20 protein-coding genes and 1 tRNA gene are annotated in these 21,085 nt (G+C 66.6%); 10 read left to right on the forward strand and 11 right to left on the reverse strand.

Annotated elements, in window-relative coordinates; all coding sequences use genetic code 11:
- Positions 1 to 3 precede the first annotated feature (3 nt).
- The 6 genes from AC2FAN_RS18805 to map form a co-directional block, all read right to left on the reverse strand.
- A complete protein-coding gene (locus AC2FAN_RS18805) occupies positions 4 to 831 on the reverse strand; it encodes a transglutaminase family protein (RefSeq protein ID WP_485175877.1) in 828 nt (275 codons plus the stop codon).
- Between the two features lie 65 nt (positions 832 to 896).
- Positions 897 to 1,838 carry an alpha-E domain-containing protein gene (locus AC2FAN_RS18810; RefSeq protein ID WP_265053917.1) on the reverse strand — a complete coding sequence of 314 codons (942 nt, stop codon included), beginning with the start codon at positions 1,836 to 1,838 and terminating at the stop codon, positions 897 to 899.
- 70 nt (positions 1,839 to 1,908) lie between these two features.
- The gene (locus tag AC2FAN_RS18815; RefSeq protein WP_265053916.1) at positions 1,909 to 3,324 is read right to left on the reverse strand and encodes a circularly permuted type 2 ATP-grasp protein; all 1,416 of its coding nucleotides are present in this window, start codon (positions 3,322 to 3,324) and stop codon (positions 1,909 to 1,911) included.
- A gap of 203 nt (positions 3,325 to 3,527) precedes the next feature.
- Positions 3,528 to 3,899, reverse strand: a complete 372-nt coding sequence (locus tag AC2FAN_RS18820) for a DUF488 domain-containing protein (RefSeq protein WP_265053915.1) — start codon at positions 3,897 to 3,899, stop codon at positions 3,528 to 3,530.
- A 32-nt stretch (positions 3,900 to 3,931) separates the two neighbouring features.
- A complete protein-coding gene (radC, locus tag AC2FAN_RS18825) occupies positions 3,932 to 4,684 on the reverse strand; it encodes a RadC family protein (protein WP_485175878.1) in 753 nt (250 codons plus the stop codon).
- Positions 4,681 to 5,505, reverse strand: coding sequence for a type I methionyl aminopeptidase (gene map / locus AC2FAN_RS18830; protein ID WP_485175879.1), 825 nt, complete (start codon positions 5,503 to 5,505; stop codon positions 4,681 to 4,683). The genes radC and map overlap by 4 nt, the downstream gene beginning before the upstream one ends.
- Before the next feature lie 215 nt (positions 5,506 to 5,720).
- Between map and AC2FAN_RS18835 the strand changes: the two genes are divergently transcribed.
- The 5 genes from AC2FAN_RS18835 to gpt all read left to right on the forward strand — a co-directional run bounded on the left by AC2FAN_RS18835 (position 5,721) and on the right by gpt (position 10,093).
- Positions 5,721 to 6,905, forward strand: coding sequence for a GAF and HD-GYP domain-containing protein (locus tag AC2FAN_RS18835; protein WP_485175880.1), 1,185 nt, complete (start codon positions 5,721 to 5,723; stop codon positions 6,903 to 6,905).
- A gap of 70 nt (positions 6,906 to 6,975) precedes the next feature.
- Positions 6,976 to 7,824, forward strand: coding sequence for an FkbM family methyltransferase (locus AC2FAN_RS18840; RefSeq protein ID WP_265053911.1), 849 nt, complete (start codon positions 6,976 to 6,978; stop codon positions 7,822 to 7,824).
- A 165-nt stretch (positions 7,825 to 7,989) separates the two neighbouring features.
- On the forward strand, positions 7,990 to 8,754 hold the full coding sequence (locus AC2FAN_RS18845; protein WP_265053910.1) for a competence/damage-inducible protein A: 765 nt from the start codon (positions 7,990 to 7,992) through the stop codon (positions 8,752 to 8,754).
- 114 nt (positions 8,755 to 8,868) lie between these two features.
- Positions 8,869 to 9,462 carry a methyl-accepting chemotaxis protein gene (locus AC2FAN_RS18850; protein ID WP_485175881.1) on the forward strand — a complete coding sequence of 198 codons (594 nt, stop codon included), beginning with the start codon at positions 8,869 to 8,871 and terminating at the stop codon, positions 9,460 to 9,462.
- A 121-nt stretch (positions 9,463 to 9,583) separates the two neighbouring features.
- Entirely contained in the window at positions 9,584 to 10,093 is a 510-nt protein-coding gene (gpt, locus tag AC2FAN_RS18855) for a xanthine phosphoribosyltransferase (protein ID WP_265053908.1), read from the forward strand.
- Between the two features lie 58 nt (positions 10,094 to 10,151).
- On the opposite strand, the gene AC2FAN_RS18860 is transcribed toward gpt, so the two are convergent.
- Both AC2FAN_RS18860 and AC2FAN_RS18865 read right to left on the reverse strand, forming a co-directional pair.
- Positions 10,152 to 11,126, reverse strand: a complete 975-nt coding sequence (locus AC2FAN_RS18860; RefSeq protein ID WP_485175882.1) for a DMT family transporter — start codon at positions 11,124 to 11,126, stop codon at positions 10,152 to 10,154.
- A 49-nt stretch (positions 11,127 to 11,175) separates the two neighbouring features.
- Entirely contained in the window at positions 11,176 to 11,769 is a 594-nt protein-coding gene (locus AC2FAN_RS18865; RefSeq protein WP_485175883.1) for a DUF2239 family protein, read from the reverse strand.
- Between the two features lie 193 nt (positions 11,770 to 11,962).
- Here AC2FAN_RS18865 and AC2FAN_RS18870 point away from each other — a divergent pair, with 193 nt between their 5' ends.
- From AC2FAN_RS18870 to AC2FAN_RS18885, 4 genes are all read left to right on the forward strand, one after another.
- Entirely contained in the window at positions 11,963 to 14,776 is a 2,814-nt protein-coding gene (locus AC2FAN_RS18870; protein ID WP_485175884.1) for a phosphoenolpyruvate carboxylase, read from the forward strand.
- A 140-nt stretch (positions 14,777 to 14,916) separates the two neighbouring features.
- Positions 14,917 to 16,482: an AMP-binding protein gene (locus AC2FAN_RS18875; protein WP_485175885.1), complete on the forward strand. Its 1,566-nt coding sequence runs from the start codon at positions 14,917 to 14,919 to the stop codon at positions 16,480 to 16,482.
- A gap of 28 nt (positions 16,483 to 16,510) precedes the next feature.
- Entirely contained in the window at positions 16,511 to 17,170 is a 660-nt protein-coding gene (locus AC2FAN_RS18880) for a DUF1190 domain-containing protein (protein WP_485175886.1), read from the forward strand.
- 66 nt (positions 17,171 to 17,236) lie between these two features.
- Positions 17,237 to 17,323 (forward strand) — tRNA-Leu (locus tag AC2FAN_RS18885).
- 115 nt (positions 17,324 to 17,438) lie between these two features.
- Here AC2FAN_RS18885 and AC2FAN_RS18890 read toward each other — a convergent pair.
- Entirely contained in the window at positions 17,439 to 18,026 is a 588-nt protein-coding gene (locus tag AC2FAN_RS18890) for a DUF938 domain-containing protein (protein ID WP_485175940.1), read from the reverse strand.
- 185 nt (positions 18,027 to 18,211) lie between these two features.
- Here AC2FAN_RS18890 and AC2FAN_RS18895 point away from each other — a divergent pair, with 185 nt between their 5' ends.
- On the forward strand, positions 18,212 to 19,477 hold the full coding sequence (locus AC2FAN_RS18895; protein ID WP_485175941.1) for a hemolysin family protein: 1,266 nt from the start codon (positions 18,212 to 18,214) through the stop codon (positions 19,475 to 19,477).
- Between the two features lie 3 nt (positions 19,478 to 19,480).
- Here the strand turns inward: AC2FAN_RS18895 and AC2FAN_RS18900 are convergent, their stop codons facing one another.
- Positions 19,481 to 19,795 carry a hypothetical protein gene (locus tag AC2FAN_RS18900; RefSeq protein WP_265053901.1) on the reverse strand — a complete coding sequence of 105 codons (315 nt, stop codon included), beginning with the start codon at positions 19,793 to 19,795 and terminating at the stop codon, positions 19,481 to 19,483.
- 57 nt (positions 19,796 to 19,852) lie between these two features.
- Positions 19,853 to 21,034 (reverse strand): FAD-dependent monooxygenase, encoded by a 1,182-nt coding sequence (locus tag AC2FAN_RS18905; RefSeq protein WP_485175887.1) that lies wholly within the window; start codon positions 21,032 to 21,034, stop codon positions 19,853 to 19,855.
- Positions 21,035 to 21,085: the final 51 nt, after the last annotated feature.

Raw genomic sequence — 21,085 nt, forward strand, 5'->3', positions numbered from 1 at the left:
CGATCACTGGTTGGCGAAGCGGCCTTCGGCTTCCTGAGCGCTGACGAGCACGTTGAGGTTTTCGCCTTCGCCGCCCTGGCGCGAGCCGCGGACCGGCGCGGCGTCTGTGAAGTCGAGCCCCACGGCAACGCGGACATGGGTGTCGATCGGGCACAGCCCGTTGGCGCAGTCGAAGCCGATCCAGCCGTAGTCTTCAAGGTAAGCTTCGGCCCAGGCATGGGCACCGTTGCCGTGCGGCAGGTCGTCGGATTGCGCCACATAGCCCGAAACGTAGCGGGCGGGCACGCCGAGATGCCGGGCGCAGGCCATGAAGACATGGGCGATATCCTGCGCGATCGCCTCCTTGGCCGCGAAGGCGGCGGTCGCACCGACGCCGGTGCGGCCGCTGGCGTCGACGCAGGCTATCTCCTCCTCGACCGCAGCCATCAGCGCGTGCATGCGCGAGAGCGGCGTGGCGGCGCCCTGCACGGCTTCGTCGGCGAAGTTGCGGAGCGCTTCGTCCTGGCCGGTCAGCAGCGTGTCGCGCAGGTAGACGTCACAGGGAACCCGCTCGTGGCCGCCACGGACGACGCCGGCGAGATCGATGGTTTCGATCAGCCCGTCGATGCGGATGCCGAGGGACGAGATCGGCCCTTCGGCGTAGAAGCTGTGAACGATGTTGCCGTGCGCGTCCTGCGTGGTGCGCAGACGGCCGTCGACGTTCGGCTCGATGCGCCAGGACATGACGTGCTGGCCGTCATGGTCGCGCGGGGTCAGCCGCAGGATCTGCGTGATGTGACGCGCCGGCTCGGCATAGTCGTAGCTGATCGCGTGGGAAATCCTGATCCGCATGGTTCGGTCCGGACGGGGTTACGGCAACCGCTCTTTGGCCGCCGGCCTGCGAGCAGGCAAGCGATTCATTGGAGATACTGCTCGAAGATGGTGTTGCCGAGGCGATTGTTCTCCGTGATGAACTCCTCGATGAACTGATGCAGCCCGTGCGTGAAAACATCGTCGATGCGGGTATTGCTGAGGCTGCCCAGCGTCTTGCGCGCCTGGCGCTGGGCCTGGCCCTGCCGGCCATAGGCATCGCCGAGATGGTCGAGAAAGCGCGAGATGTTCTCGTAGCAGGCGGCGAGCGAGCGCGGCATGCGGCGGTTGAGGATGAGCAGATCGGCGATCAGGATCGGCTTCACAGCCTCGCGATAGACCCAGTGATAGGCGGTCAGGGCCGAGACCTCGCGCAGCACCGTGGTCCATTGGAAGTAGTCGAGCGAGCCGCCGACCTGCTCGTTGGCCGGCAGCAGCACATGGTATTTGACGTCGAGGATGCGGGCCGTGTTGTCGGCGCGCTCCAGATAGACGCCGAGCCGCGAGAACCAGTAGCCGTCGTCGCGCAGCATGGTGCGGTAGGCCGAGCCGTCGAAGACGAGCGAGACGTTCTTCACCCAGTCGAGAAAGCGGGCGAACTCCTCGCGGTCCATGCGCTTCTTCTCGAAACGCTGCAGCTCCAGCCAGGCGCTGTTCAGCGCGTCCCACATCTCCGAGGTCAGAGCGGTGCGGACCGCGCGCGCATTTGAGCGCGCCTGGGCCAGGCAGTTGCGGATGGAGGAGGGGTTGTCGGGGTTGAAGGTCAGGAAGTCGCAGACATTGCGCTCGTTCGCCTCGCCATACGCCTGGGCGAAGGTGTCCTCGCAGCCGGCGGTGGACACTGCGCTGTGCCATTCCGTGCCGGCGCCGCCATAGGTCGAGGGCAGGTTGGTCAGGCGGGTGGTGGCGTCGAGGATGCGGGCGAGATACTCGGCCCGCTCGACATAGCGGGAAACCCAGTAAAGGCTGTCGGCGGTACGCGAAAGCATGATCAGCGAGTGCCTTTCCGCAGCGTGGCAGGCGATTGCGGGGTCATGATGGTCTGGCTGGCAGCGTCGGTCATGCGTCGAGAACCCAGGTGTCCTTGGTGCCGCCGCCCTGGCTCGAATTGACGACGAGAGAGCCTTCCTTGAGCGCAACGCGCGTCAGCCCGCCCGGCACGCAGGAAATGCCGTTGGCGCCCGACAGCACATAGGGGCGCAGGTCGACATGGCGCGGCGCCACGCCTGAGGCGACGAAGGTCGGGCAGGTCGAGAGCGCCAGCGTCGGCTGGGCGATGAAGCCCTCAGGGCTCGCCTTGAGCTTGCGGCGGAAGGTCTCGATCTGCGCCTTGTTGGCGTGCGGGCCGACCAGCATGCCGTAGCCGCCGGAACCGTTGACCTCCTTGACGACGAGCTTCTCGAGATTGTCGAGCACATAGGCGTTCGCTTCGGGCTCGCGACAGCGGAAGGTCGGGACGTTCTTCAGGATCGGCTCCTCGCCGGTGAAGAACTTCACGATCTCGGGCATGTAGCTGTAGACCGCCTTGTCGTCGGCGACGCCGGTGCCCACCGCATTGGCCAGCGTGACGTTGCCGGCCTTGTAGGCGCCGATGATGCCGGGGACGCCGAGCACGGAATCGCCGCGGAAGACGAGCGGGTCGATGAAGTCGTCGTCGATGCGACGGTAGATCACATCAACGCGCTTCGGCCCCTGCGTGGTCCGCATATAGACCACGTCGTCCTTGACCAGCAGGTCCGAGCCTTCGACAAGCTCGATGCCCAGCTTGTCGGCCAGGAAAGAGTGCTCGTAGAAGGCCGAATTGTACTGGCCCGGCGTGAGCAGGCAGATCGTCGGGTCGGATGGGGCGCTGCGCGGCGCGACCGAGCGCAGCGTCGCCAGCAGCTGGTCGGGATAGTTGTCGACCGGCGCGACGCGATGCGTGGAGAAGAGCTCGGGGAAGAGCCTGAGCATCACCTCCCGGTTCTCCATCATGTAGGAGACGCCGGACGGGGTGCGGGCATTGTCCTCCAGCACGTAGAAGGTGTCGGCGTCGACGCGCACCACATCGATGCCGGCGATGTGGCAGTAGATGCCGTGCGGCACTTTGAAGTCGACCATTTCGAGCTGGTAGCAGGCGTTGCGATAGACCAGATCGGGCGGGATGATGCCGGCCTTCAGGCATTCCTTCGGCCCGTAGACATCGGCCAGGAACATGTTGAGCGCGGTCACGCGCTGGCGCAGGCCCGCTTCGAGCTTGGTCCATTCCGGCTTGGTCAGGACCCGCGGGATGATGTCGAAAGGGATCAGCCGCTCCGTCGATTCCTCGTCGCCGTAGACCGCGAAGGTGATGCCGATGCGGCGGAAGAACAGCTCCGCCTGGCTGCGCCTCAGGGCCAGCGTCTCCGGCGGCGCTTCCTTGAGCCAGCGGTCGAGAGCTTCATAGGCCGGTCTCAGTTCCGTGCCCGAGCCGGTCATTTCATCGAATGCGACCATGCGGCCCTCTTCCCCTTTTCGGCCAGCCTATGCGCATTCGCTGGCGTTCGGGAAGGGGGGAGGAAGATGCCCAATTGGTCGGGTCTGCCTTTTTCCTAGGCAGTATTGAGTGGGGCTCCGGCGTATTCGGCAGGACCGGCAAAGAGGACCCGGTCAGCGATACCAGGCGCTGCCGCCTTCGAGCTTTCGGGAAATGGCGCCTTCTAGCGGTTTTTGGCTGCGCTGGGACGTTCTTCCAGCCAAAGCCGCAAGGCTTCGGCATTGTTCCGGGTCTCGTCCTTGGCGGCATAGAGCAGCGTCACCGGCCCTTGCGCCAGTTTCTCCTCCAGCGTGGCGAGGGCTGCCTGCGCCGATGCGCTGCCGAGTTCGGCGGCATAGGCGGCGCGAAACTCGTCCCAGCGGTCGGGATGGCCGTGGAACTCATGCCGGAGAACATCGCTGGGCGCGATATCCTTCAGCCACATCTCGATCCTGTCCTTCGCGATTCCGCGCGGCCAGAGGCGATCGACCAGGATTCGCATGCCGTCGCTCGGCAGGGGTGGGTCGTAAACACGCTTCACGATGAGCTGCGACATGCTCTGGCCTCCGACGAGACGGGCGACAGGGCTCAGATCAGCCCGAGGCTGCGGAAGCTCGCATGGCCGTCGCGCCCGACGATGATGTGGTCGTGAATGGCGATGCCGAGCGGCTTGGCGATGTCGACGAGCTCGCGGGTCATCCGCATATCGGCACCCGAGGGCGTCGGGTCGCCGGATGGGTGATTATGGACGAGGATGATGGCGGAGGCCGAGAGTTCCAGCGCCCGGCGCATGACCTCGCGCGGATAGACCGGCGTGTGGTCGACCGTGCCGGTCTGCTGCACCTCGTCGGCGATGAGAGCGTTCTTCTTGTCGAGGAACAGGATGCGGAACTGCTCGCGCTCCGCGAAGGCCATCGCCATGCGGCAATAGTCGAGCACCGACGACCATGAGGACAGGACCGGCCGCTTCGAGACGGCGCCCTTCGCCATGCGCTGCAACGCGGCCGCGACGACCTTGAGATCGAGCGCCACGCCCTCGCCGACGCCCTTGACCTCGGTCAGGCGGGTGATCGGGGCGCCCAGCACCTCGGCGAAGGAACCAAAGCGCTGGATCAGCTCCTTGGCGAGCGGCTTGACGTCCCGCTGCGGGATCGAGCGGAAGAGCAGCAGCTCGAGCAGCTCGTAATCGGGCAGGGCTTCCGCGCCGGTTTCCTGGAAACGGGCGCGCAAGCGGTCGCGATGGCCGTGATAATGCGGCGTCGCGGCTTTTGCATCGGCGGCTTCGGCAAAGGCGGCAGGCGAGGGCACCTTGCGCGGCCCCTTGCCGGTGCCGACACTCATCGCGCGGTGAGCGGATTGTCGAGGCCGCCAGGCGAGAGCGTGAAGATCTCGCAGCCGGTCTCCGTGACGCCGATCTGATGCTCGAACTGGGCGGAGAGCGAACGGTCGCGCGTCACGGCTGTCCACCCGTCGGAGAGCACCTTCACGCCGGGCTTGCCGAGGTTGATCATCGGCTCGATGGTGAAGACCATGCCCGGCTTCAGCTCGATGCCCTCGCCGGGGCTGCCGTAGTGCAGGATGTTCGGCGCATCGTGGAAGAGACGGCCGATGCCGTGGCCGCAGAAATCGCGCACCACCGAGCAGCGCTCGCCTTCCGCATAGCGCTGGATGGCGAAGCCGACGTCGCCGGTGGTCGCGCCGGCTCGAACAGCCTTGATGCCGCGCAGCAGGCTTTCATAGGTGATCTCGATCAGCCGCTCGGACTTCCGCGAAATCTCGCCGACGGCGTACATCCGGCTCGAATCGCCGTGCCAGCCATCGACGATCAGCGTGTAGTCGATGTTGAGGACATCGCCCTCGCGCAGCGGCTTGTCGTCGGGGATGCCATGGCAGACGACATGGTTGATCGAGGTGCAGATCGACTTGGTATAGCCGCGATAGAACAGCGTCGCCGGGTAGGCGCCGTTGTCCATGGCGAACTGGAAGGCGAGATCGTCGAGGCGCTGGGTCGTGACGCCGGGCTTGACGTAGGAGCCGAGCATGTCGAGGCCCTCGGCCGTCAGCCGGCCGGCCTTGTGCATGGCCGCGAAAGCCTCGGGGCCATGAATCTTGATGGCAGGTTCGCGTGAGCGCGACCGGCCGATGGTGTCTTCGAATGTCATCGCGCCCAGGAAACTCCTTGCCGACATATCTATTGCGTTTGGCGGAGCGTGCAAGCCGCTTGCATCATCGGCGGAGGCCGAGCTGCCGCGCCAGTGTCGAGGTCACCTGCGGCTGACGTAGGTGCGCGCCAAACATGCCCTTGCGTTCAGAATTTCATTACGTTGTCATGGTAATGCTTTCGTCGTTTTCGATCCGCTCGACTGCCTCTCGATCCATGCACGCGCCGGCAAGAACATCGTCGTTCGCTTATTACGGGGATGATGCGCCGAGCGCGCTCGATGCCCTGGTTCTCGATCTCGCCATGGCGCGCGGCATCGCGGAGGTCATGAGCGTCGTGCGCCGCAACGCGCGCGGGCTGACCGGAGCGGACGGCATCAGCTTCGTCCTGCGTGAAAGCGGCCGCTGCTACTACGCCGACGAGGACGCGATCACGCCGCTCTGGAAAGGCCAGCGCTTTCCGATGGAGACCTGCATCTCCGGCTGGGCCATGCAGCGCGGTGAGGTCGTCGTCATCGAGGACATCTACGCGGATGATCGCATTCCGCATGCTGCCTATCGGCCAACCTTCGTGCGCAGCCTCGTCATGGTGCCGGTGCGGCACGAAGACCCTGTCGCTGCGATCGGCGCTTACTGGGCGCATTGCCATCGCCCGGCGCCTGAGGTGATCCGGACTCTGAGGCGGATCGCCAACAGCGCCGCCGTCGCCATGACCAACATCGCGCTGGTGAACTCGTTGTCCGTCGCGCTGGAGGAGGCGGAACGGGCGAAGGACGCCATCATCCTGGCCATGGCCTCGCTGGCGGAAACGCGCGACAACGAGACCGCGAACCATGTCCGGCGTACGCAGCATTACCTGCGGGCCCTGGCGAGGGCGGCCTGCGAGCGCGGGCTGTACGCGGATCAGCTGGACGATGGGATCATCGATCTGCTCTTCAAATCCGCGCCGCTTCACGACATCGGGAAGGTAGGCATTCCCGATCGCATCCTGCTCAAGCCGGGGCGGCTCGACGAGGCCGAGCGGGCCGTCATGCAGACGCACGCGGAACTCGGGCGGCAGGCCATCGTCAATGCCGAGCGGCATCTCGGCACATCGAGCTCGTTCCTGCAGGTGGCCAAGGATATCGCCTTCACGCATCACGAGCGTTGGGACGGGGCCGGCTGTCCGCGGGGGCTCGCCGGCAAGGCCATTCCCTTGACGGGGCGGCTGATGGCGATCGCGGACGTCTATGACGCGCTGGTCACGGAACGCGTCTACAAGGCGGCGATGTCTCACGAGGAGGCCGTCGCGGTCATCCTCGGCGAGCCTGGCAGGCAGTTCGATCCGGAGCTGATCGATGTCTTCCGAGAGATCGCGCCCGTCTTCGAAACGATCTTCGGGCAGTTCGCGGACGCTGCATAGCTTTGGGCCGCAAGCGGGGAGATGGCTGGCGCAGCGGCGCTGTGAGGTGTATCAGGCTGGCGCAATGGCCATGATCATCGAACAATCCCAGGCGGAAGAGCGGCCCTACGGCGCCTTCGCTCCGAAAGCCTATCTCGCCCGCATCATCGCGCGGACGCGTGCGGCCTCCGATTCTTTCTTCGGGCGCAAGATCGCCTATGCGTTGCGCCGCCTCGGCCTGCGCTCGCTGAATGGCGCGCCGGTCGATATCGAGGCGCTCGGCGCCAAGATGCGCCTCTATCCGGACGGCAATGTCTGCGAGAAGCGCGTGCTGTTCACGCCGCAATATTTCGACGCGGTCGAGCGCGAGATGCTGGCCGCGCGGCTGCGCGACGGTTTCACCTTCATCGATGTCGGCGCGAATATCGGCGCCTATTCCCTGTTCGTTGCCGCCCGTGCGGGGCGCGGCGCGCGGATCCTCGCAGTCGAACCGCAGCCGGAGATCTTCGCGCGGCTCGCGTTCAATATCGCCCAGAATCCTTTCGGGACGGTCAAGGCGGTGGCCTGCGCGTTGGCGGACAAGCCCGGCGAGCTGACCCTGTTCATCGACCAGACCAATCGCGGCGAGTCGAGCGTGCGCATCCTCAATTCGAGCGCCGGGATAGCGGTCCGGGTGCCGGCCATGACGCTGCTGGCGCTGGTCCAAGGCGAGGGTTACGAGCGCATCGATGCGATCAAGCTCGATGTCGAAGGGGCCGAGGACATCATTCTCGAACCGTTCCTGCGCGATGCGCCGGAGTCACTCTGGCCCGGTTTCGTCATCATCGAGGATTCCCGCCAGCGCTGGCAGAGCGACCTCGCGGGGCTCTTGACGCGCAGCGGCTACAAGCTTGTCGCCCAGACGCGGCTCAATCTGGTCTTCGAACGCAAGCGCGCCTGAGCAGCGCGATCGCGTTGCATCGTCGGGGGGGCGTTCGCCGCGCTGCCCGGGCGGCGCGCGACAATGTCTTAGCCCGTTGTTTTCGCATCGGCATTTCCCCGAAAACCGCGTTCCACTTTTCGGGCCGATGCTCTAGCTCTTGTATCGAGAGCCAGGAGCGCCGCGATGACCACCAGTGAAGCCAGCCCGTCAGCCGCCATCGTCACGGCCGCGATCCTGGTGATCGGCGACGAGATTTTGTCGGGGCGAACGAAGGACAAGAACATCGGCTATATCGCCGAGTATCTCACCAATATCGGCATCGAGCTGCGCGAGGTTCGGGTCGTCCCGGACGTTACCGACGAGATCGTCGCGGCGCTGAATGCCCTGCGGGCTCGATTCACCTATGTCTTCACGACGGGCGGCATCGGGCCGACCCATGACGACATCACCGCCGATGCGGTCGCGGCCGCCTTCGGCGTTTCCATCGATTACGACCCGCGCGCGGTCGCGATGCTGTCGGAGCGTTTCTCGCCGGCCGATCTCAACGAGGCGCGCATGCGGATGGCGCGCATTCCGGCCGGGGCCGAACTGATCGCCAATGCGATCTCCAAGGCTCCCGGCTTCAATATCGGGAATGTCTATGTGATGGCCGGCGTTCCGGCGATCATGCAGGCGATGCTGGATGTCGTCGCCCCGACATTGCGGACGGGGACGAAGGTCCTGTCGGATACGGTTCAGGCCGGCCTGCGCGAGGGCGATATTGGCGGTCCGCTGGCGGCGATCGCCAAGGCCCATCCAGCGGTTTCGATCGGCTCCTACCCGTTCTGGTCGGATACCGGGCCCGACACGAATATCGTCGTCCGCTCCCGCGAAGCAGACAAACTCGAAGCGGCGATAGCCGACGTGAAATCTATGATTGCGATTGAAAAATCCAAATCCAAATCATGACGAATACCAATATTATTTCAGTAAGTTGCAGTTTTTCTTATTTTTGGCTCCGGTGCTGTACGGTATGTCCTAATCGTCACACGGATCATTGCTTTTATATAGTATTTCATCTCGATGATCGACGAGATCGCCTTCCAGACCAATCTGCTGGCGCTCAACGCCGCGGTCGAGGCGGCGCGGGCCGGCGATGCCGGGCGGGGCTTCGCAGTGGTCGCGACGGAGGTGCGGGCGCTGGCCGCGCGCTGCAGTGAATCCGCCAATGGCGTCAAGGCCTTGATCGCGAATTCTACGCAGCAGATTCAAGCTGGCGTCGGGCTCGTCAAGGATGCCGGCACGACGCTGCGCGAGATCGTCACCGCCGCGTCGAAGGTGGCCTCGACCGTCAGCGAGATCTCGCAGGCGACGACCGAGCAGGCCAACGGCATCGACGAGATGGCCCGCACCGTCGCGCATATGGACGAGATCACCCAGCAGAACTCGCTGCTGGCCGAGCAGAGCGCCCGCGTCGCCCGCGACCTCCAGCAGGAGACCGAGGCTCTGAGCACGATGGCCGGCTCCTTCCGGCTCGGAGGCGAGTATTCGAGGCCTGTGGCACAGCTTGTTCATGCCGCAGCTCCGATGCTGCGCGCGGTGCCTTCTGCCGGGTCGCCCCTGCGCGGCCGAAAGGTGGCTTCCGGCGGCGGAGCGGATGGCTGGGCTGAATTCTGAGCCGCAATAAAGGGCTTCGCCTGGGGATGTTCGGCGCGTGCCTCTTGTCAGGCGCGCGCCGATAGGCTTTTCGGTCGGAAACCGGCGTTCTTCGCGCCGCGATCAGCCCGGAGCGCATGCCATGGCCGAACCGTCCTCGAACAAGGCTTTCCCGGTTTCCTGGGACCAGTTCCATCGTGATGCCCGCGCGCTGGCCTGGCGCCTCGCCGACAAGGGCCCCTTCGAGGCGATGGTCTGCATCACCCGTGGCGGGTTGGTGCCGGCGGCGATCATCTGCCGCGAACTCGGTCTCAGGATGATCGAGACGGTCTGTGTCGCGAGCTATCACGACTATCGCAACCAGACCGAGCTCAAGGTGCTCAAGGACATCGCGCCGAACATCAAGGCGATCGGCGACGGCAAGGGCAAGGGCGTGCTGGTCGTGGACGACCTGACCGACACCGGCAAGACGGCGCGAGTCGTGCGCGAGATGCTGCCGAACGCGCATTTCGCCACGGTCTATGCCAAGCCCGCCGGCGTGCCGACGGTCGACACCTTCGTCACGGAGGTCAGCCAGGACACCTGGATCTATTTCCCCTGGGACATGGCTCTCACCTATGTCGAGCCCATTGCCAAGGGGCATCAGGGCTGAGCTTCCCGGCCGCTTTACTGCGGCGGCCGACTGACGGCGCTTTCTGCGCTTCCGCGGCTCAACCGACCGAGGGCGAGCGGAAGGCGACCAGCATCCCGGTGACCACCACCGCCATGCCGACAAGCTCGGTCGGCGAGGGGCTTTCCGCCAGGAAGAGCGCGCTGGAGGTGGCGGTCGCAATCGGCACCAGCGGTAGGAACAATGTCGCCTTCGCCGCGCCGAGCATCGCCACGGTGCGGGCGTAGAGGTAGAGCGCGACCACGCCAACCAGCACACCCTGATAGACCGCCTGCAGCAGCAGCTCGGCGAAGGGCGCCCGCATCATGTGGACGGGCAGCACAAGGGCGACGATCACGAGCAGCGGCACGGAGAGCAGGCAGGAGGCGGCGGTGACGTCGAGCGAGCTCACACCCCAGCGCTTGGCGAGAAGCCCGAAGATCGCCCACAGGAGGGCGATCAGCACGAAGAGCAGGTCGCCGATCCAGGCATCGGGCCGTGCAGGCGTCACCGCCAGCGCATCCCGCGAGAAGATGCCGATGCCCAATACGATGATGCCCAGGCCGACCATCCGCATCCGCCCGGCGCGTTCGCCAGTGACGAGGAAGACCAGCAGCGCGGTGAAGACCGGGATCAGGCCGGGCGAGATGATCGACGAGTGCAGGGCCGGCGCGAAATAGGCGCCGCCGACAAGGATCAGGCTGTAGAGCGGGCCGATCAGAAGCGCCATGACCCCAGCCCGCGGCCAGCCGAGCGAGCCGACCGGGAAGGGGCGCATGTTGCGGAGCGCCCACGGCAGCAGCACGGCGGCAGCCGAGGCGAAGCGCAGGATCGTGACGTCGGCCGGCGTCAGGTCGATCAGCATGGCGTGCCGCGATACGACCGCCTGGACGCCCCAGATCACTGAGGTCAGCAATCCGCAGAGGATGCCGAGCCATTGCGCGCGGGAGGTCATGTCGTGGAGGCCTTGTCGTGACTTGAGAGGCGAGGGCGCGGCGAGCGCGGTGGCGCCGCTATGCCTTTCGGCTGAGGTCACGGCAATGGCGCTGCGCGCAGCCCGCCCCGGCGTGCCGCCCTCATCCCATTCAGTCCAACGGCTGGCCGGTCGCGCCTGTCATCAGCTTTTCCGCATGGGTTCGGATATCTTCCGGCCATGTCCGGCTGTGCTCGGCGAAACGCTGGCCGTCGCCGGCGAAGAGGGCGCGCGAGGCTTCCTCGAAACCTTCGCGATCGCCCGCCATGGCCGACATGAAGGCGTAGGCCGCGGCCTGCGCTGCCCGCGCCTGGCTGCGTCCACCATCGTTGCGGCGGGCATCATCGACGAGGCGTCGCAAGACCTGCGAGGCACCGCCTGGCTGCTGGCTGAGCCAGTCCCAATGGCGCGGCAGCAAAGTGACTTCGCGGGCGACGACGCCGAGCTTGGGCCTGCCGCGGCCGCGCGGCGCCTCAGAGCTGGCTTCCGGCAGCTTTCCACCGAGGCGCGCAGCGATTTCGATATCGCTGCCGCGCAGGTCGAGATCGACGACCTTTCCGGTCGTGTCGTCGAAGGTGAGGATGGATGCGGTGGGATCGGCTGCCAGTGCCGCCTTCACGGCGAGCGCGACATCGAGCAGCGAACCGCTGGCGAGGCGGCTGGAGCCGCGAAAGGCGGTGCAGGCACTGGAGGGATTGTTGGACATGAGGGCTCCTTGCTCGGCCACCCTATTACCCGGGTCTTTTTCATCGCGCAATATGATCCGGGTAAAAATATCCGAAGGGTGGCTTCTGTTCCCGCTTGCGGTGATCGTCGTCCGATGATGCAATGCAACACGAGATGGCCGCGCATGCGAATTCGTGGTTGCAAGCACGGGACGCGCGGGAGGGGAAATAACCGTGACGATCGCGACGGATAATCGGCCGGATTCCGGGATCGAGACGCTTGCCGCGGAGCTGCTGACCCGCATCGAGCAGGCACGCAGCGATTCCCGCGACGACCCCTTTGGCAATCCGGTGCTGCGGGTGACGCTCTGGCTGACCCGGCTGATGGACCGGGGCGAATTGAGCGTCGATGAAGCGGGCGAACTCGTGCGCCATCTCGGGCGGCAGGCGCTGCGGCAGCGCGCCGGGCGGGTCTCGCGCTATGTCGGGCTCGACAAGGACGAGGCGGCCGTCTTCGCCGCATTGGCCGAGAGCCTGGCGAACAAGGCCGCCAGCTTCGCGGATTTCCGGCAGCAGTTGGAGCGGGCGCGTTTCGCCGCGGTGTTCACGGCGCATCCGACCTTCGGCATGACGCGCCCGCTCTGCCATGCGCTGGCCGACCTCGCTTCCGGCGGGACGCAGGGCGACGCCGTTGTCGACGAGCCCGGCCTCAGCTTCCGCCCCGATGGCCGCATCACCCTGCAGGACGAGTTCGAGCAGGCACGCTTTGCGGTGCGCCAGGCCCGCGACGCTATCGACCGGATGAATGCTGCGTTCTTCGCGGTGGCGCGTGCACGCTGGCCCGAGGACTGGACGAAGCTCGCTCCGAAGCCGGTGACGCTGGCCTCCTGGGTCGGCTGCGACACGGATGGGCGCACCGATATCGGCTGGTGGGACACGCTGCGCTACCGATTGGAATCGAAGAGCGGGCAGTTCGCGCGCATTCTCGAAAAACTGCCGCAGGCTCCCGCCACGGAAGCCGTACGCAGGCTGGTCGGCGAAGCGCTCGCGGCCGTCGAGAGGCAGCTCGCGCTGGCGCCGCCGATCGGGACGCAGCCCTCGCTCCAGGCCTTGCAGGCCTTCGCGCTTGCGCTCGTGCATGAGCGCGAGACCGCTTTGCCGGAGGCCTCAGGCCTGATCGCAGCGCTCGACGCTGCGCTGGCCGAGGCGTCCGACGAAGAGACCAGGCTCGCTCTGGCGCTGATCCGGGCCGGATGCCTTGCCCATGGCGTTTCGATCGCGCTGCCGCATTTCCGGCTCAACGCCTCGCAGCTCCACAACGCGCTGCGCTCCGTGATCCCGCTGGAAGAGGAGCCGGGCGAGCCGGCGCAGAGGCGGGCCTTTCTCGCCGCCGCCAATACCGCGCTCGGCAAGGTCGAGCCGGTCGCGGTCGATTTCGGTGCGCTCGCGGCCGAGCGTGCCTCGGCGGCGCGCATGATGATGACGATCGCGCAGATCGTGAAGCATCTCGACGGCTCGAAGCCGGTGCGTTTCCTGATTGCGGAGACCGAGACCGGCTACACGCTGCTTTGCGCGCTCTGGCTCGCCAGCCGCTTCGGCATTGCCGATCTCGTCGAGATCTCGCCGCTATTCGAGACGTCGGACGCGCTGGAGCAGGGGCCGCGCATCATCGACGAGGCGCTGCGCAGCCCGCATTTCCGGGACTATCTCAAGCGCCATGGCCGGCTGTGCATCCAGTTCGGCTATTCCGATTCCGGGCGCTATATCGGGCAGGTCGCCTCGACCTTTTGGGTCGAAAGGCTGCGCATCCGCATCTGCGAGCTGCTCGCCCGCTACAAGCTCGACGATGTCGAACTGGTGATCTTCGACACGCATGGCGAGTCGGTCGGCCGGGGCGCCCATCCCGACAGCCTGGCCGACCGGCTGGCCTATCTCGACCCCGCTTTCGCCCGGCAGGCCTTCGCGCAGGCCGGCATCAGGACGGTGCGCGAGACGAGCTTCCAGGGCAGCGACGGATATCTCCTGTTCGGCACGCCGCAGCTCGCGGGCGCAACGGTCGGGCGTATCGCCGAGGCGGTCTTCGCGCCTGTCGAAAGCATCGACGATCCGATCTATGACGAGCCGGATTTCGCCAGCGAGTTCTTCCAGACCGTGCGCGAAGAGATGAACGCGCTGGTCGACGACCCCGGCTATGCCGCACTGATCGGGACCTTCGGACCCTCGCTCCTCGACAAGACCGGCTCGCGCCCGGCCGCCCGGCAGAGCGATGCCGGTGGGCCGACTCGAATCCGCCATCCGCGCGAGCTGCGCGCCATTCCCAACAACGCCATCCTCCAGCAGCTCGGCTGGATGGCGAACAGCATGCACGGCGTCGGCCATGCCGCCTCGCGCTCGCCTGACCTGTTCCGCGCGATGCGCGAACGCTCCGACCGCTTCGACCGGGCTTACCGCCTCGCGGCCCATGCGATGGCGCATAGCGACCTCGACGTGCTGCGCGCCTATCTCGACTCGCTCGACCCCGGCAGCTGGTTCGACCGGGCACGCCGGACGGTGAGGGAAGGGCGGCGCGACGAATTGCTGGCGGTTGCCGATGCGCTGTCGCGGCTGGAACTGGCGCCGGCGCTGCGCCGCCTGTTCTGGCGGCTTTCGGCCGATGCGCTGAAGCTCCGCGCCGCGGCGGACGATGTCCCCCAGATGCCAGCGCGGCTCATCGCGCTGCATGCGCTCAGGCTGGCGGCGATCCACCGGATCTGGCTCGCCTTCGCCCATATTCCGGATTTCCGCCCGCATGCGGGGCTGACGCGGGATGACTTCGTCGAAAGGTTGCTGCGCCTCGACGTGCCCGCCTGCCTCGCGCAGATGGCCGCCATCTTCCCGCGCGATCCAGACCCGACCATCGGGCTCGATTTCGGCGAGCCGCCGGGCCCGCGCGAGGGCGGCACCTACGAGGCGCTGCATCGCGACGTCTTCGCACCGATGCTGGCGCAGTTCGAGCTGATCCGCGAGATTTCCGGCGCGATCCAGCACGAGATCGGCGCTTTCGGGTAGCACCGGTGTGACGAGAGAGCTCTGGTTTTGGGGATGCTCGGGTCAAGCCCGAGCATCACGCCTGTCCCGGACATTGAAACCCAAGCCGATCTCATTAGTTTGACCGGCAGGGGAAACGCCGACCGGGAGACGAGCCAGACATGGCCGCCACCAGCTTCGACGCCGCGGCCGCGCGGATCACGATCTTTCGCGCGTTGCTCGAGGCTACGGCCCGGCACGGCAAGAGCCGCATCGCACTGGAGGACCCCGAACGCCAGCCGATCACCTATGGCCGGCTGGTGCTGGGCGCGCTGGTGCTGGGGCGCAAGCTGGCGGCGTTCACGTCGCCGCGCGAGCATGTCGGCGTGCTGCTGCCGAACATGCAGGGCATGGCGGTGACGCTGTTCTCGCTCATCGCCTATGGTCGTGTGCCGGCGCTGCTCAACTTCACCGCCGGTGTCCGCAACCTGCGCGCGGCGGCGGAACTGGCGCAGCTCAAGATCATCGTCACCTCGCGCCGCTTCGTCGACCAGGGCAAGCTCGACGACGAGATCGCGGTGCTGGGCGAGGGGCGCCGCGTCATCTATCTCGAAGATGTCCGCAAGCAGATCACCAGCTTCGACAAGGCGCTCGGCGCGCTGCAGAGCCTGGTGCCGGGGCTCGCCCATCGCTCCTACGAAGCGCAAGCCGACGAGGCGGCGGTGATCCTCTTCACCTCGGGCACCGAGGGCACGCCGAAAGGCGTGGTGCTGAGCCATGCCAATATCGTCTCGAATGCGCGGCAGGTCTTCGCCCATGCCAGCGGGGCGATCTCGGAGCGGGACGTCTTCATGAACCCGCTGCCGGCCTTCCATTCCTTCGGACTGACGGCGGGACTGATGGTGCCGCTGCTGCACGGCATGAAGGTCGTGCTCTATCCGAGCCCGCTGCACTACAAGCAGGTGCCGAAGCTGATCGGCGAGACGAAGGCGACCTTCCTGCTCGCGACCGACACGTTCCTGCAAGGATATGCCCGCGCTGCAGAGCGGAACGATCTCGGCAGCGTGCGTTACGTCGTCGCCGGGGCCGAACGGGTCAAGGCCGAGACGCGGCGGATGTGGGAGCCCTACGGCACGACCATCCTCGAAGGCTATGGCTGCACCGAATGCTCGCCCGTCATTGCCGTCAACACGCCGGCCGCCATCCGCGACGGCACGGTCGGCAAGCTGCTGCCCGGCATCGAAGCGAATCTGGAGCCGGTGGAGGGCATCCACGAAGGCGGGCGGCTCACCGTGCGCGGACCGAACATCATGGCCGGTTATCTCGACCCCGAACAGCCCGGCCGCGTCATCCCGCCCGAAGGGGGCTGGCACGATACCGGCGATATCGTCGTGCTCGACGACGGCTTCGTCGCGATCCGGGGCCGGGCCAAGCGCTTCGCCAAGCTGGGCGGCGAGATGGTCTCGCTGGCGGCTGTGGAGACCATGGTCTCCAAGCTCTGGCCGGACCAGAACCATGTCGTCGTTGGCCTGCCCGACGCGCGCAAGGGCGAGCAGCTGATCCTCGTCACCGAGAAGCCCGACGCGGACCGTGCGACGCTGCAGGAGGCTGCGAAGGAGCAGGGCTTCCCGGAGCTATGGGTGCCGCGTGCGATCCTGGTGACTCAGGCCATCCCCGTGCTCGGCAACGGCAAGATCGACTATGGCGCGACGCGCGAGCTTGCGGCCTCGCGACGCTCGCTACTGTAAAGCCACAATCGTAATGTTGTTGCATCGCATGATGATCCCTGCCTCGATTCTCGCCACGCTGCGCGTCGCCACGCTTGCACCTGTCCTGTCGTTCGCGAACCCTGCCGATCTCGCTGCCCAGGCTCCCGGAAACACCTATGTGCGCCGCGACGAGTGCATCGCGGCCGGGTTGCTGACGGCGGAGCAATGCGAATTCGCCTATCGCAACGCCAGGGCCGAATTCGAGCAGCGCGCGCCGCGCTATGCCTCGCGCGCTGCATGCGAGCGCAGCCACAAGCGCTGCGGGGCGCAAATCGTCTCTGCCGGCGGCTGGGAATCCTTCGGCAAGGGCGGCGCGACCTATGTTCCGCGCTTCGTCGGCGTCAGGGTGACGGGCGAGGGCGCCGCGCGGCGGACGACGCTGCCGGTCGTCGAGGGCGGCACCAAGGTCGCCTTCGTCGGACGGCCGGTGACGGAGCTGTTGGACAAGGTCTCGGGCAGGCAGGGCGTGATCGGGCTGACGAGCAGCGTCGGCCGTGGCTCCCATGGCCATGCCGGGCAGCCCTCCGGCACCTATGTCAAGCGCGGCGACCGCGACGACACGATGCGCGTGCCGATGGAGGAGAAGAGCATCGGATCGGACGTCAAGCCCGGGCTCTATGTCGATCCCGACGGGGTCGAGTGGTACAAGCCGGCGCGCCCGCACTAGGATCGTTCTCGACCGCTTCGCAGAGGCTTGCGCGCATCGAGCCCGCCCGCTATCGCTGTCGCGCTCGCGGACGTGGCGAAACTGGTAGACGCACGAGACTTAAAATCTTGCGCCTTCAAAGGCTTGCGGGTTCGAGTCCCGCCGTCCGCACCAAACCGACATTGCGACGATTCACAAGCGCCACCGTCTAGGCGGTTCGTGGATGCGAGATTGAGCCGGCGCAGGTGCATGCACGGGTCAGGCTGACCCGCGCTTGCGGCTGCGAGCCTCAGGCCCTCCGAAAAATGAGGCTGAGATTGTTGGCCGGCATCTCGATGATCTCCGGCGCGCCGAAACCATTTGCAGCAGCCAGGGCCGCGACATCGCCGATCTCGCGCAGGCCCCATTCAGGGTCGCGGCTGCGCAGGCTTTCGTCGAAGGCGGCATTGCTGGGCTCGAGGGGACGGTCGGAGCGGCGATAAGGGCCGTAGAGATAGAGCGGGCTGCCGGTCTTCAGCAGGCGTCCCGCCTGGCGGAACAGGCCCTCCGCCGCTTTCCACGGCGCGATATGGATCATGTTGATGCAGAGGATCGCGTCGGCTGAAGCGATCGGCCATTCCTGCGCGCTCGCGTCGATCATCAGCGGCGGCAGAATGTTGCCCAACCCTGACTCCCGCGCCCAGGCGGCGATGCTTGCCAGCGCATCGGCCGTCGGATCGCTGGGCTGGAACGAGAGCGCGGGCAGGGTCTCGGCAAAATGAACGATGTGTTCGCCCGAGCCGCTTGCGACCTCCAATACGAGCCCGGAAGGCGGCAGCATGTCTCGCAAGATGGGAAGGATCGCGTCGCGGTTGCGCTGGGTGGCCGGGGCTCGCAGCGCCGATCGCCTCCCGCCTGATCCGCTTGTGTCGGCTGCCAGAAGGTGGGCCTGGTCATCATTCGCTCACAAATCTTTCGTCGCGCCCATCGCGTTGGGGCAACGATCCGCTATAAGGGGGCTCGAAGCGAGCTGCCAAATGTTGCAGCTTCGCAGCAAACGGATTGGTTTTGTTAACCGAAATCCTGGTCGTCGTGGCGCTGACGGTCATCAATGGACTGCTCGCCATGTCGGAGCTCGCCGTCGTTTCGTCGCGGACGGCACGCCTCAAGGTCCTCAGCGACCAGGGCAACAAGGGCGCCACGACGGCGATGCGCCTGGCCGAGGATCCCGGCCGCTTCCTCTCCACCGTTCAGATCGGCATCACGCTTGTCGGCGTTCTTTCCGGCGCCTTCTCCGGCGCCACCCTCGGCGCGCGCCTTTCCGAATGGCTGGGCACCCACGGCTTTTCGCCCTCGGTCTCGGACACGCTGGGCGTCGGCCTCGTCGTGGTCGCGATCACCTATCTCTCGCTGATCCTGGGCGAACTCGTGCCGAAGCAGGTCGCCTTGCGCGATCCCGAGCGGGTGGCTGCGCGCGTGGCGCCGGCGATGGCCCTGATGTCGAAAGTCGGCGCGCCGCTGGTCTTCCTGCTCGATATCTCCGGCAAGGCCGTGCTCGCCTTGCTCGGACAGAAGGGCGAGTCCGAGGAGAGGGTCACCGAGGAGGAGGTGCGCACCATCATCGCCGAGGCGGAGACCGCCGGCGTGCTGGAGCGGGACGAGCGCGAGATGATCGCGGGCGTGATGCGCCTCGCCGACCGCTCGGCGCGCGCCCTGATGACGCCCCGCCGCGAGGTCGAGGTCATCGACCTGTCGGACCCTCCTGAAGAGTTGCGCGAGCAGCTCAAGGCGAGCCGCCGGTCCCGGCTGCCCGTCCAGGACGGCGAGTCGGACTCGATCATCGGTGTCGTCCTGATGAAGGACCTGATCGACTTCCTCGCCGTGGGCGATACGGAGCAGCTACGCCAGCACGTGCAGGAAGCACCGGTGGTGATGGACACTGCCGACTCGCTGCATGTGCTGCGCGAGATCCGCTCCAGCCGCGTGCACATGGCGCTGGTCTTCGACGAGTACGGCCATTTCGAGGGCATCATCACGCCCGGCGACGTGCTGGAAGCGATCATCGGCGCCTTCCAGGAGGAAGAGGAGGACGAGCCGGCCATCGTCACGCGGGCGGACGGCTCCTACCTCGTCGCAGGCTGGATGCAGGTCGATGAATTCTCGCACGAGCTCGGCATCCAGATGCCGCGCGATGCCGATTTCCAGACGGTCGCCGGTTTCATTCTGGCCGAGATGAACCACCTCCCCAATGTCGGCGAGACCTTCGACAAGGGGCATTGGCGCTTCGAGGTCGTCGATCTCGATGGTCGCCGGATCGACAAGATCCTCGTCAGCCGGATCGAGGCGTAGCCGTCAGCGGCGTGGCTCGTCCGGCTCGATGATGCGGTATTCGGCGTCGATCACCTCGATGCGTTCCGCCGGCTGCGGCCTGCCTGCAAAGGGGCCGCCACGGTCGAAGCCCGCCGCCTTCAGCTTGGCCTTGAGACGCCAGACCGCGATCGCGCCGGCTATGGCGACGATGGGGATCAGGATCAGCGCCAGGCTGGCGGCGACCAGGAACAGGGTGATGCCGACAACGAAGCTCGCCGCCATGGCGAGCCATGCGGCCCAGCGCGGCATTGCGCGGGTGCGGCCGTTGAGCTGGTCGTAGAGGTTGACGCGGATCATGTCGTTTTCATTCCTTCCCGCAGGGAGAGATAGGGATGAAATGCGGCGATGGCGAGATCAGCCCTCGTCACGCCAATCGTAGAGCCAGCCGTAACGGTTGCGCAGCCCCTCGGGTCCGAGTCGCTTCAGCGCGAAATCCCGGGCGATGCTGAGCGGCCAGCCGAGATGGTAGCTGCGGCCGTTGCCGCGGCTTTCCTCCTGCACGCGGGCGACGCGCCTGGCGCGGGCAGCGGCATAGCTCGCGATCGCCGCCGGCACGCCGGCTGCGCCTTCGCTGCCGAGCTTCTCGGCAAGCAGCCGCGCCAGCACTGCGGCGTCCTCGATGGCGAGCGAGGCGCCCTGCGCCAGGAAGGGCAGGATGGGGTGGGCGGCGTCGCCCATCAGCGCGATCCGGCCTTGGGCCATGGCCGCCGGCTTGCGGTCGAACAGCGACCAGACCTGCCAGCCTTCGGCAGCTCCGGTGAGTTCTCGCAGCGGCGGTGAGGCGCCGGCGAGATGCTCGGTCACGATCCGGCGCTCGCCGTCGCGCGACCAGCCCTCGCGAGCTTCCTTCGCCTGGCGGACGACGACGATGTTGATCTGCTTGCCGCCGTCGACGGGGTAATGCACCGCATGCCGGCCCGGGCCAAGATGGAGCGTCACCCGCGGCTTGTCGACGGCTCGCGCCGGCACCACTGCGCGCCAGGCTTCATAGCCGGTGAAGACCGGCGGCGAGGGATCGCCGGTGAGATCGCGGACGCGTGACCACAACCCGTCGGCGCCGATCAGGCCGAGGCTCTGGATGGTCTCGCCAGTGCCGCTCTGGCCGCTCATCGTGACCGAGACGCCGTTCTCGCTCTGGCTGACCTCCTGCACGCCGCGGCCGACCAGCAGGCGGATATTCGGCATGGCACGGGCGGCGTCGAGCAGGACGGTGTGGAGATCGCTGCGCTTCAGCATCCGGAACGGCGTCGGCATGCGCTCCGGGCTGGAGGGCATTTCCAGCAGCTCCGAGCCGCTGCGCCAGCGCCGGATCATCAGCCCATGCGAGGAGACGCTGACGCGCTTCAGCGGCAAAGCGAGATCGAGCGCGTCGAGCACGCGCCCGGAATTCGAGGTGACCTGAAGGCCTGCACCGGCTTCGCCGAAGCCGGTGCGCTTCTCGACGACGGTGGAGGCGATGCCGCGGCGCGCCAGCGACAGCGCCATGGTCAGGCCGCCGATGCCGGCGCCGGCGATGACGAAATGAGGAGCGGACACGGGGTCGATGCCTTTGATGAGCGGTCGAAAGGAAAGGAACCCGCGCCATCG

This window comes from Allobosea sp. RIT-PG3_2, from assembly GCF_057321085.1.

Excerpts from the sequence above, each read along its gene's own strand:
- AC2FAN_RS18880 (WP_485175886.1), top strand. The coding sequence starts at position 16,511 with ATGATGATCCCTGCCTCGATTCTCGCCACGCTGCGCGTCGCCACGCTT.
- radC (WP_485175878.1), bottom strand. The coding sequence starts at position 4,684 with ATGAGTGTCGGCACCGGCAAGGGGCCGCGCAAGGTGCCCTCGCCTGCC.
- AC2FAN_RS18820 (WP_265053915.1), bottom strand. The coding sequence starts at position 3,899 with ATGTCGCAGCTCATCGTGAAGCGTGTTTACGACCCACCCCTGCCGAGC.
- map (WP_485175879.1), bottom strand. The coding sequence starts at position 5,505 with ATGACATTCGAAGACACCATCGGCCGGTCGCGCTCACGCGAACCTGCC.
- AC2FAN_RS18810 (WP_265053917.1), bottom strand. The coding sequence starts at position 1,838 with ATGCTTTCGCGTACCGCCGACAGCCTTTACTGGGTTTCCCGCTATGTC.
- AC2FAN_RS18840 (WP_265053911.1), top strand. The coding sequence starts at position 6,976 with ATGATCATCGAACAATCCCAGGCGGAAGAGCGGCCCTACGGCGCCTTC.
- AC2FAN_RS18900 (WP_265053901.1), bottom strand. The coding sequence starts at position 19,795 with ATGATCCGCGTCAACCTCTACGACCAGCTCAACGGCCGCACCCGCGCA.
- AC2FAN_RS18815 (WP_265053916.1), bottom strand. The coding sequence starts at position 3,324 with ATGGTCGCATTCGATGAAATGACCGGCTCGGGCACGGAACTGAGACCG.
- AC2FAN_RS18875 (WP_485175885.1), top strand. The coding sequence starts at position 14,917 with ATGGCCGCCACCAGCTTCGACGCCGCGGCCGCGCGGATCACGATCTTT.
- AC2FAN_RS18865 (WP_485175883.1), bottom strand. The coding sequence starts at position 11,769 with ATGTCCAACAATCCCTCCAGTGCCTGCACCGCCTTTCGCGGCTCCAGC.
- AC2FAN_RS18805 (WP_485175877.1), bottom strand. The coding sequence starts at position 831 with ATGCGGATCAGGATTTCCCACGCGATCAGCTACGACTATGCCGAGCCG.
- AC2FAN_RS18850 (WP_485175881.1), top strand. The coding sequence starts at position 8,869 with ATGATCGACGAGATCGCCTTCCAGACCAATCTGCTGGCGCTCAACGCC.
- AC2FAN_RS18845 (WP_265053910.1), top strand. The coding sequence starts at position 7,990 with ATGACCACCAGTGAAGCCAGCCCGTCAGCCGCCATCGTCACGGCCGCG.
- AC2FAN_RS18835 (WP_485175880.1), top strand. The coding sequence starts at position 5,721 with ATGCACGCGCCGGCAAGAACATCGTCGTTCGCTTATTACGGGGATGAT.
- gpt (WP_265053908.1), top strand. The coding sequence starts at position 9,584 with ATGGCCGAACCGTCCTCGAACAAGGCTTTCCCGGTTTCCTGGGACCAG.